The sequence below is a fragment of the Ectobacillus ponti genome (genome assembly GCF_024294785.1).
In the GTDB taxonomy this organism is placed as follows: domain Bacteria; phylum Bacillota; class Bacilli; order Bacillales; family Bacillaceae_G; genus Ectobacillus; species Ectobacillus ponti.
Map to the genome: position 1 here is coordinate 156727 of NZ_JANCLT010000009.1, position 9536 is coordinate 166262.

Sequence of the window (9536 nt, forward strand, 5' to 3'; positions counted from 1 at the left end):
AAAGGGTGATTCAATTGCATATCTTATGGGATTTTGATGGAACACTGTTTGATACATATCCTGCCTACACCAGCGTGCTCTCCCAGGTGCTGGGGGAAGCGGTGGACAAGCAGGAAATTTATGAGAAGCTGAAGGTTTCCTATTCGCACGCCATTGCGTATTACGGCATTTCAGACAGCCAAAGAGCCGAAATCAAGAGGCTGACAAGCGCGTTGTCACCGGGCGATATGCGGCCGTTCGACGGTGTGGAGGAGATTCTGAAGCATGCCGGGAAAAACGTGATTATGACGCACAAGCACAGAGCCGGCGTATTGGCGATTTTACAGCACTACGGCTGGGAGAACTATTTTGCGGAAATCGTCACGATTGACGACGGCTTCCCGCGCAAGCCGCACGCGGCCTCCTATGCGTACCTGCACAACAGGCACGGCATTGACCTGGCAATCGGCGACCGGGAGCTGGACTTGCTGCCGGCCAGGGAGCTTGGCATTGCCACGTGTATGTTCCAGGGCCGGAGCGAGGCGGCTGATTATCACCTGCAATGCTATTCGGATTTTTTTACGGTTGTCGGGCAAGGCGCTTCCTCTGTGTGAAGCGTCTTTTTTCTGCCCTTCCATAGGAGTCCAGGTCCCCTTACAAGCCCCTTGCAAGAAAGAAACAAAAGCATTACAAAAGCATAAAAAAATCATCTTCTTCTCAAATACAGGGAGAGGAAGAAGAAGAAAAATTTTTTTCCGCGCCAGTCCCACTTTTGCCGATTTCGCTTTATATATAGGACGAAAGCAAAGAAGGAGGGATTGGGATGGCTGTATACAGGCCTTTTCGAGTTGGATTTTGGCAGGAGGATTTCACTCTGGAGCTGACACCGGAGGAGCGCTATTTCTACTTCTACCTGCTGACGGGGACGAAGACGACGCAGTGCGGCATTTACACGCTGCCAAAGCGTCTCGCGGAGCTGGAGACAGGCTATCAGATTGAAACCGTGGAGAAGCTGCTTGTCCGCTTTATGGAGTACGGCAAAATTTTGTATGACGCGCAGACGAAGGAAGTGTACATTTGCGACTGGATTTTCAACAATGCGATTACGAACGTGAATGTGGAAAAATGCGTGCTGCGTGAGCTGAAAACAGTGAAAAGCGAGCTGTTCCGCCAGCTGTATTTGCAGGATTGTACCCGCCTTGGCCTGGATGTACCTCTGCTGCGTGAGCATTTCGGCCAGCTGCAGGTCGTGCCGGCGCCTGTACCGGCGGAGAACGAGGAAGCGGAGGAGACAGAGGCGGCAGAACAAAACGACAGCAGCGGGGTGTTCCAATTTTACCAGGAGCACTTTGGCACCCTTTCCTCCTACGCGGCGCAGGAGCTGGGAGCCTGGATTGACGATTTGTCAGCCGAGCTTGTGCTTCGCGCCATGCAGGTCGCTTATGAGCGGAATGGGCGGAATATGGCATACATAAAAGCCATCCTGAGGGATTGGCACAGCAAGGGCTATACCACCCTGGCCGAGGTGGAGCAGGCCCTCGCACGGCATCAGAAGAAGGAGCAGCCGGTGGCGGAATGGCAGGAGGAAGCGTATGAAAATGTCCCATCTGAGGGAGAGCTGCAGCAGCTGCTTGGGGAAAAGGGGTGGCGTCCATGACCTTGCAGAATATGGATGCGGAACGCGCGGTCCTTGGCTGCATCCTCCTTGATGACGGGCTGCTGCAGGAGTGCCGGCTGGTGGCAAAGCAATTCTCCCAGCCCATTCATCGCGTCATTTTTCAGCTCATGCGCGAGTTGTCCGAAAAGGGGGAACCGGTGGACCTTCCGTCGCTGACAGCGCGCCTGCATCCAAGGGTGCTGGCACAGTTCGGTGGCATTCGCTATTTTACTGAACTGGCGCAAAGCGTGCCGAATGTGGCTAATTTCTCCCACTATGAAGGGCTCGTCCGCACCGCCTGGAAGATGGCGGCGGGGCGCAGCATTGCCGGGGAGCTGGGACAGCGGCTGGAACAGGAACGGAAGGGGGAAGCCATCGGGGAGGCCATTACGGCTCTCAGTGAACTGGAAGAGGCCGACACTCCTTTTTCCGGCAGTGTGAGGGAGGACCTTGCGGAAATCTATGAGGAGCTCCAGCAGGATACCGGTGATTTACAGGGTGTGGATACAGGCTTTGCGAAGCTGAATGCAATGACGGGCGGTTTGCGGGAAGGGGATTTCATCGTAATTGGGGCCCGTCCTTCTGTCGGAAAAACCGCCTTTGCGCTCAATCTGGCGCTGCAGGCCGCCGCCTCCAACGCCGCCGTCGGCCTGTTCTCGCTGGAAATGGGGCGAAAGCCGATTCTGAAGCGCTGCATCTCGTATTTGGCCGGCATTTCAAGCCAGAAGCTGAATCATGCCAAAAGCCGATTCACCTGCGAGGATTGGGAGAAAACCTCCGAGACGATGGCCAAGCTGCACAATCTCCCGTTTGAAGTTTACGATAAGGCAGGAATCACGATGCAGGATATTTGGACGCAGACGCGCCGGCTGAAGCGGCAGCATCCTGATCAAAAAATCCTGATTCTCGTGGATTACCTCCAGCTCATCGGCGGCATGGCGGTGACAAGCGAAGACCGGCGCCAAGAAATCAGCAGCATCTCCCGGCGTCTGAAGCAAATGGCCCGTGACCTGAAGGTATGCGTGGCCGCACTCTCCCAGCTGTCCCGCGCAGTGGAATCGCGCAACAACAAGCGGCCGATGCTGTCGGACCTCCGGGAGACGGGGCAGATTGAGCAGGATGCCGATGTGATCCTGCTGATGTACCGAGAGGACTACTACGACAGGGAGGCAAAAAGCGGGGATGAGGTGGAAATCAATGTGGCGAAGCAGCGGAACGGGCCGGTCGGAACCATCAAGCTCCGGTTTGTGAAGGAGTGCGGGCAATTCCTCTGATAATACGGAGGGGAGAAATTACAAATATCACGTACCGTAAGAAAAAAAAACGAAGACAAACAATAGTAACAAAGGGGGGTCTGCTGGGAGGAAAGGGGCGCTGACGGTCTTTTTCCGGGTAAGCAATCATTTCATGTTCACCCGTGTGATGCGCAGGGTACCCGGTAAGAAGAAGGCAAGAGAGTTTCTCATCACATGTGAACCCGCAGTACCTCTTCTTCTCTGACGCGGCCCCATTTATTCCAAGCAAATATAGCAATGATGCCAATGAGCAGAAGGACGATCAGCACCACAAGAAGAAGCGGGCTTGGCTGGAGGAGAGCATTTCCTGCTACTGTATATAGAATCACCATCGGGATGGCCCCAGTTATGACAGACAGCAGAAATGTCCGATATTTCATTCCTGTAGCTGCTGCAGTAAAGCATGCTGCGTCTGTCGGCATACATGGACAAGCTACGGCAAACGTTAGGAATTTTGCCCGGTGCTGCTCTAACAGTTCATAGATACGTGGGTATTTCTTCATCATTCTCTCATACATTGCAGAATCAGCAAGCCATTTTCCACCCAAGTAGACCACTGTTTCTGCTAACACAATCCCTGCTAAGGATAATAGAACCGCCTGCACCGGCGAAAATAAAAGGCTGCCGATGAAGATGCAAACAGACCCGGGAATGAACAAAACCATTCTTGCAAGGAATAATCCAACAAAGATATACGGTGTCCATGTCCCATACACTTGTATTCGCTCCACAATTCCTTTCATGCCCATACCCGTCAAGCCTGCTTGGTGTGCCCACAAAAATAAGGAAGCCCAGATCAACAGAGCGGCAGCTGGCATCAAGAGCTTTTTCATTCTATAGCATCTCCCTTTTTCTCATCATTGTTTAGAACAAGTAAACACAAACGCCGGCGGAACATTCCAATACACCCGTTTTGTATGGATACACGGGAAGTAGGAGTGAAAGAATTTTTGCTTTACCTTTGTATATTGAAAGGTAATGAACTTTCCTTCCTCACCTAACACCTGGATTGTTTGTTGCAAAATTTGGCGCGATACGCCAGCAGGCAAACTGGTAAAGGGTAAGCCTGATATAATGTAGTCGGCTTTTGAATAGCCATATTTCGCAAGGTATTGAGAAACCTCGGCCGCGGAGTCATGAATGACATACATGTTTGGCACATGATGGTATTTCTTCTCTAATTCCTTACAGAAATCAGCATTTCGTTCCAACAGGAGCAAGGTTGTTCCGGGACGCTTGTTTCGTACAAGTTCATCTGTAAACACGCCAGTTCCCGGTCCGTACTCTACCATGCAGGAGGCTGTCTGAAAATCAACGGCTTCTATCATTTGTCGTGCCAGCTGTCGTGAGCTGGGCATCACAGCTCCCACCTCGCTTGGGTTCTTCATATACTCTTGAATAAAACGAAGTGCGTTCATCTTACATTCCCTCCTGTATCGTTGATAAGACCTAGTATAAGCAGAGAAGCTTAACATACAGTGGGGAAAATCCTTAAGAATTCTTAAGAAGGATATAGCATGCACTTATCTAAATACTTGTATAGTCTTTATTTGTAAGCACATCCTAGAAGCAAACCGCAACCACCGTAAAATCGTCGTTGTAGATGGAAGCATTGGCTTTACCGGCGGACTGAATGTCGGCGATGAATACATGGGAAGGTCACGGAAAATGGGATTTTGGCGGGATACACACCTTCGCCTGGAAGGCGTTTCGGTGCAGTGCAGCAATTGCCACTTCTGTACCAGAAGTTGGGGCTGTGCAAATTGCCATAAGCGGACCGGACACAAAAGAGAACACCATTCGTAATGCGTTACTTACAACCATTGCCCATGCGAAAGAGTCTGTTTGGCTGAGTACACCATATTTTGTGCCGGACCAAGAAATCTTGGTTTTCTACTTAGAGCGCATGAATCAATGTCTTAATTTCCAAAAAATGTATCAGTGTATAAAACCCGCATTTTACTGTCAGAATTCCTACTATAAAAAATAGAAAAGAAGAAGCCTATTATAAATGAATGAACCTATTATAGGAGCGCAGATTCCTTGCAGCTCTAAGGCTGGCCGGTCTTTTTTCTTGAAGGAACCAAATGAAAACAAGGATATACTGAAAAAACCAAATGTAAACAAAGGCGAAGGCGGCCCCAGTCTGAAGCAATCAATCAAATGCTGATGCAAATCGCAGCTGTCGTCCGCCAGGTGCTGCAGTCTCCCAACAGGTAGCCATCCCCTTTGCAAAGAAGGGGATTTTTTGTGCACATATCATCTTTTCTTCTATCTATATACATGTTCATGTCTGCTTTTATCAGCAAAGCTGTCCACATCTTCCAGGTTGTTCATGATATTCAGGTTGCTGTATCTGTTTTTATCAGAGAAGAGGCAGGAGACCCCGGCTTTCGGCTGTATCTTCATGCTGCGGCATGCGGCGGGAGCTGGGGGCAGGAGGCGGTACATCTTTTTTTTCCAACGGCAAATAGCCTTTTGAAGGGTTCATTTTTCAAAAGGCTGGGAGGCAGACTTACAGAAGCTCTGCCATGTCGGTAATAAGGTTTTCCAGCGGCCGCTGATGGAAGTCCACCGGAGACGGGCGCACGATGGACTCTACCTGTCCGAGCAGGAGCGGGCTGATCGTGTCGGCATTATGCCCTGTCTGCAGCAGGCGAAGCGCTTCGAGCTCCAGCTCCCGGTACAGGACAGGATCCACCTGCTTCACATAGGCGTGATTGCGCAGATTTTTGATAAAAGAGTCCATGCCAAACTTCACATACTGAAGCACGTCGCAAGGCGCGTACTGCTTGCGGAGGAAGTAGAGCATCTGCTTCTCATCACGCAGGAAGCGGGCCGTGCGGAACAGTGCCCTGCGCAGCTTCGTCATGTTTGGGAACAGCGATACCACCTTGGCGGTAAAGGCTTTCCAGCGCTGGTGGTAGGCCGCTGCAGACGGACGCAGGCCTGTAGTGACATAGAGCTGCAGGCCTGCTTCGCGGCAAATGTCCGCCGCCTTTGCCCGTTTCCGCTGCAGCACAGCAGCGTCCGCAAAGGCAGCCAGCTGTTCCGGAATACGCTTGTATTCGCGGATATATTCTGCCAGCGCGTATACAACATGGCGGATGACATCCTTGCCGTGCTGGCGCAGCACCTGCAGCAGCACGGAGAATGCATCGGTTGCTTTTCCGGCAAAGTCCCCGATCTGTTTTTCCTCAATAAACATATGTAAATAAGACGCTTCCCGCGCATAGCGGATTTCCGGCTCGGGGATGTAGTGCTGCTGCAGGCGCTCCTCTTTCGTATGCGGAATCGCAAAAAACGGATTGAGCCTGCAGGTGAATTTCACAGCGCGCCGCCCCGCCCGAACCACATACACCGGATCAGGGAGCAGCAGGTGCTGCTGTTCAAACAGGGGTTCTTCTGTCCATTCCCGGATGACACGTTCCAATTCTGCACCTTGTGTAAGGTGCAAAAGCTGAAACAACGGGCCGTACAGAGCGGACTTGCCGGCAGCAGCCTCCTTGTGCAGGAGACGCTCAAACCAGCCTTGCTTGCTGCCGCCCGTTTGCATCATAACGGCAATCGCCAGCTTCATGGCCGCCACGCTTTTGCTTGTAAAGCGCGCAGAGAAGAAGGCAGGATGGAACACCACAAAGCGGCGCCCTTCTGCTTCAATGTGAAGGAGCTGAACATCGAAACGGCCGCCTTCGCGCTCTGTCAGCGCAATGATGCCGTTCACGTGGAGCTTTTCCAAAGCAATGGCAAACTGCTGGTAGGAAATCGGCCAGCGCGCGCTTCCGCCCTGTCTTGGTTCAAACAACAGCTGAAACTGCCGGTACAGGCTGCGGCGGCTCACATTCGTGAGGTTGTGCGTGCCTGGATAGCAGGAGGCCTGCAGCAGCATCAATAAGAGGATGTCAGCCCGGGTGATATGGTACCGGTGCACCTTGCGCGTTTTGCTGATGGAGGCCGGATAGAAGAAATGCGCTTCGTCTGTTGTGTCCCGGACATACTGTGCCGTCATATTAAAAAAAGCCTGCACAATGCCCTGATACATGACAAAGCCATGCGTCTTCATGCCTGTTTGCCCCAAGCCGTTTGCCAAAATCATTTCGTGCTTCATACCATATCACCCCACTTTCTCACTATTTCCACATTTTGAAGTATACGGGGCGGGGAAATCGTTTGTAAAACGACGAAACGGTACGGAGAAAATGAACAATTTTATGAAAAAGCCTGATACAGCAAGGGTTCCGGGAAATTCGGATCAGCGGCAAAATGGTACGGAGCATAGTCGCAAATGTACATGATGGTACGGAAGAAATGAACAAAAAAGAATGGGATTGCGTGAAGAATGGCTGACAGAGCCACGCTTTGTGCGAGCTGGGAAGGAAGGGGAGAAGAGGCGGAACAGCATGCATTTGGGAGGAGACTGACAAAATAGTACGGACAAACAGGCACACATGTACATAATGGTACGGGTAAACCGGCATACATGTACATGGAAGTACGGATATATGAAAACAAATGTACATAACAGTACGGTGGGAATGAACAAAAAGAGCCAGGGAAATGGCATTTTTGTCACAGAATGTTCACAAATTATTTTTCTATTTCTGGTTCTAGGCCTGCGGGAACAGGGGCGGTGCCGAGAAAAAAGGGAGAATATAGCGAGAAAACACGAAATATGTACATGCCGGTACGGAGAAAAAGAAACCATGTACATAACGGTACGGAGGAAATGAACAATTATACATGCGGTAAGCACAAAAAGACCCCGCTGTTAGAGCGAGGTCATGCTTCCGGAAATGGAGCCGTGGAGAAAGGGAGCTTTTCATACGTGCCGACTCCGCCGGCAAGCAGATTCTGCACTTCCTTTTCCTGTACAGGATGAAACTGAATGTAAAACACATCCCGGATCCGTTCAAAGGCCTTCACGACGATTTGCTGGTCGATCAGCTCCTGCAGGGCGATCTCAATATCGCGCAGGTTGTCGGCCTTTCTCCGCTTGGTAAAGCGCACCTTTGTGGCAAAGTACAGGTAGTCCATACTTGTCTCAAAGGAAAGGTTCATCTGATAGCGCGCCAGACGCTCCTTTTGCAGCGGGAAGATGAGATGGTGGGCATAGCCCGATGACAGGTTGAAAATCTTGTCCTTGTAAATGCGGACGGTTTGATTTTGGATATAGTCCTTATAGACCGCCTCCGACACATAAATCTCCGCCACCCGCGTGCCGTCCTCCTGTACAAGCACCTTGACATCGGAGAAGATGCCGATGGATTCCCAGCCGCCGTCTTCATACTGCCTCACGAGGCTGAAGTGCTGCATTTTTTTCAGGCGGGACTCCAGATTCTCATAGTTCTTCTTGCCGTCCGAGCTGTAGATGCCTTTGACAAGGTCGGTAATTCTGACGGTGATCAGCTTTTGCGTGGCGAACAGCTTGCCGCGGTGGCTCATCACCTCCAGGAAAATCCGGCTGTCGATCATATCCAGGTCCGGGACCTTATAGTCCTTCTGCGCGGCATAATCCTTGTCGATCAGCACCTCCGCCAGCTGGGTCTTGCCGGCCTGGTAGCTCTTCTTATAATATTCCTTGCTGTTTTGCTTCAGCGTTTCCCCGTCCACTTTGATTTTGGACTGCGAGTTGGCAAACAGCGGGTTGTCCGTTGCGGAATACGGGCTTTCAATAATTTCGAGGTCATGCTGGGTCTGCTTCGTGAGCGCGGCGCCAATCAGCATGGCGATGTCCAACAGAATAGCCTTTTCAATTTGCAAATTTGTCTTATGCTGTATGTAAGGATAGTCTGTGATCAGCCGCGCATCGTCATTCGCCCACTCCTGCAGCTCCGCCTGCCTGGCCTCAATGAGCCCCTCCGGCGTGCTGAAGGAAGCCATTTGGCTTGTAAAACGCTCTGCCCCGTATTCCTTATAATAGTGGGTCAGGTGCTGATACTCCCCGGCAAGCTCCTTCCATTTCTTCTTGGACGCAGAATTCGCCACGAAGGCCTGGTAATCCTTGCGCGCGGTCTCCGCCCATCTGCGCTTTGTCCGGAGAAAATCAATGCGCCGCACCGTCTTGAGCACTTCGGCGGCATCCTTTCCCTTATAACGGTCGGAATAGATGTTTTCAATCAACCGCTCCAGCGAGCTCTTTGTATGCGTATGAATCAGATTCAGCAAATTCAGGCGGGAAATTTGGTCAATCATCTCCGCCATGGGCAACGTAATCATAAATCAGGAATTCACCTCTGTTTCTTTCTTCAGATCGACAGTCCTCATTGTACCATTTTTGCGGGGAAGGAGGATATGGTGTGTGAATCCCAATTGCTTCTATATATCAGAATAGGGGAGAACAAATGTACATTTTAGTACGGAGAACATGAACAAATATGCAGGTGCCGCAGGGGTGGGAAAATTCAGAAAAATAGAACTATAAAAAAGGGCTTCACAAGAGGACAAACTTCATGTAATATGTGTAAGTGTCACAAGCGACTGTGATGACTTGGCTTTGAAGGAGATCTTTTCCTCAGTCATAAATAGCAATGGCCCGTTGGTCAAGCGGTTAAGACACCGCCCTTTCACGGCGGTAACACGGGTTCGAATCCCGTACGGGTCACCAT

The 9536-nt window shown here is 51.0% G+C and carries 7 protein-coding genes, 1 tRNA gene and 1 pseudogene; 5 read left to right on the plus strand and 4 right to left on the minus strand.

Annotation, left to right across the window (positions count from 1 at the left end; all coding sequences use genetic code 11):
* The first annotated feature begins 14 nt into the window (after positions 1–14).
* From NK662_RS16615 to dnaB, 3 genes are all read left to right on the plus strand, one after another.
* On the plus strand, positions 15–593 hold the full coding sequence (locus NK662_RS16615) for an HAD hydrolase-like protein (protein ID WP_254760074.1): 579 nt from the start codon (positions 15–17) through the stop codon (positions 591–593).
* Between the two features lie 209 nt (positions 594–802).
* Positions 803–1636 (plus strand): DnaD domain-containing protein, encoded by an 834-nt coding sequence (locus NK662_RS16620; RefSeq protein WP_254760062.1) that lies wholly within the window; start codon positions 803–805, stop codon positions 1634–1636.
* Entirely contained in the window at positions 1633–2910 is a 1278-nt protein-coding gene (gene dnaB, locus NK662_RS16625) for a replicative DNA helicase (protein WP_254760063.1), read from the plus strand. The genes NK662_RS16620 and dnaB overlap by 4 nt, the downstream gene beginning before the upstream one ends.
* 191 nt (positions 2911–3101) lie before the next feature.
* On the opposite strand, the gene NK662_RS16630 is transcribed toward dnaB, so the two are convergent.
* Positions 3102–3764, minus strand: coding sequence for a TVP38/TMEM64 family protein (locus NK662_RS16630; protein WP_254760064.1), 663 nt, complete (start codon positions 3762–3764; stop codon positions 3102–3104).
* Between the two features lie 24 nt (positions 3765–3788).
* A complete protein-coding gene (locus NK662_RS16635) occupies positions 3789–4349 on the minus strand; it encodes a class I SAM-dependent methyltransferase (RefSeq protein ID WP_254760065.1) in 561 nt (186 codons plus the stop codon).
* Positions 4350–4506: 157 nt separating this feature from the next.
* Between NK662_RS16635 and NK662_RS16640 the strand changes: the two are divergent.
* A pseudogene (locus tag NK662_RS16640) lies at positions 4507–4819 on the plus strand (cardiolipin synthase); the annotation flags it as partial.
* A 627-nt stretch (positions 4820–5446) separates the two neighbouring features.
* Here the strand turns inward: NK662_RS16640 and NK662_RS16645 are convergent.
* Together NK662_RS16645 and NK662_RS16650 are read right to left on the minus strand one after the other, a co-directional pair.
* Entirely contained in the window at positions 5447–7039 is a 1593-nt protein-coding gene (locus tag NK662_RS16645; protein ID WP_254760066.1) for a hypothetical protein, read from the minus strand.
* A gap of 671 nt (positions 7040–7710) precedes the next feature.
* Positions 7711–9147, minus strand: coding sequence for a hypothetical protein (locus NK662_RS16650; protein WP_254760067.1), 1437 nt, complete (start codon positions 9145–9147; stop codon positions 7711–7713).
* Positions 9148–9460: 313 nt separating this feature from the next.
* On the opposite strand from NK662_RS16650, the gene NK662_RS16655 reads away from it, so the two are divergent.
* Positions 9461–9535, plus strand: a tRNA-Glu gene (locus NK662_RS16655).
* Position 9536: the final 1 nt, after the last annotated feature.

Coding starts and splice junctions, on each gene's coding strand:
- NK662_RS16620 (WP_254760062.1), top strand. CDS start 803: ATGGCTGTATACAGGCCTTTTCGAGTTGGATTTTGGCAGGAGGATTTC.
- dnaB (WP_254760063.1), top strand. CDS start 1,633: ATGACCTTGCAGAATATGGATGCGGAACGCGCGGTCCTTGGCTGCATC.
- NK662_RS16630 (WP_254760064.1), bottom strand. CDS start 3,764: ATGAAAAAGCTCTTGATGCCAGCTGCCGCTCTGTTGATCTGGGCTTCC.
- NK662_RS16635 (WP_254760065.1), bottom strand. CDS start 4,349: ATGAACGCACTTCGTTTTATTCAAGAGTATATGAAGAACCCAAGCGAG.
- NK662_RS16645 (WP_254760066.1), bottom strand. CDS start 7,039: ATGAAGCACGAAATGATTTTGGCAAACGGCTTGGGGCAAACAGGCATG.
- NK662_RS16650 (WP_254760067.1), bottom strand. CDS start 9,147: ATGATTACGTTGCCCATGGCGGAGATGATTGACCAAATTTCCCGCCTG.